The sequence below is a fragment of the Lactiplantibacillus sp. 7.2.4 genome, from assembly GCF_018991185.1.
Taxonomy (GTDB): Bacteria; Bacillota; Bacilli; order Lactobacillales; family Lactobacillaceae; genus Lactiplantibacillus; species Lactiplantibacillus pentosus.
On sequence record NZ_JAGYGS010000146.1, the window covers coordinates 1 to 1017 of the forward strand.

Annotated in this window: 1 protein-coding gene; it reads left to right on the forward strand. The window is 45.7% G+C overall.

Translation table 11 applies throughout. The features are described 5' to 3' along the window. Positions 1–109 precede the first annotated feature (109 nt). Positions 110–1017: IS30 family transposase (locus KGF70_RS16925; protein ID WP_216786528.1), on the forward strand; the 908-nt coding region annotated here is incomplete at its 3' end.

Genomic DNA, 1017 nt, shown 5'->3' on the forward strand with positions numbered 1-1017 from the left:
GACGAATTTACAATTGAAGTGCAACAAGTAAGAAAATAAAAATAGACTCCTAGCCTGAGTCCTGTAGAATGAAGTCACCATAACAATCATCTAAAGGAGTTCTTAGGCTATGAGTCCATATACACATCTTACCTTAAAAGACCGCGAATGCATACTGTTAGGTGTAACTTTACATCATACTTACCAGGTTATTGCCGATCAAATCGGTTGTTCCAAAGCCACTGTGTCACGAGAAATTAAACGCAACGGCGGTCGGGGTGCCTATTCCGCCGTAAAAGCCCAGCAGAACTATCAGCAGCGCCGATTAAAGAGTCGTCGCCTCAGGGTACTGGAGAATTTAAAGCTACGCGACTTTGTCCTTCACTGTATTCTTCAACGGCACTGGTCACCCGAGCAAATCGCCGGTCGTTTATCTTTAGAGAACAGTAATTGGCATATCAGCTACAACACGATTTATCGCGGAATTGAACGAGATAATTTAGGCGTTAAACGTAAAAGTCATGGGGCTCGAGGATTCGCTCGAAAGTTACGACATCGTGGGAAAACTCGTAAGGTTAAAGGAACTGTCAACGAACGACGTGGCCGTTTTAATAATGTCCCATCAGTCCATGAACGACCTGTTTCATGTGAGAATCGAAGCTGGTTTGGTCATTGGGAAAGTGATACCGTTCGCGGTAAAACCGGGCGTTCGGCCCTGGTAACCTTGGTGGACCGCAAATCTCGGTATTTATTATCTCAGCGGGTTCCCAAAGTGAATGCCAAGAATGTGACCCAAACGATGATCGATCTCCTGCATACAGTCACACCTAAACGCGTTCGTACGCTTACACCAGACCGAGGTACAGAGTTTGCGGGTTATCGTGAAGTCGGTAAAGAGCTTGGTATCTCAGTCTATTTTCCAGACCCGCACGCACCACAACAACGTGGGACCAACGAAAATACCAATGGTCTCATCCGAGAGTATTTTCCCAAAGGAACTGACCTTGATGAACTGACCGATCAAGATATCGCGAAGTT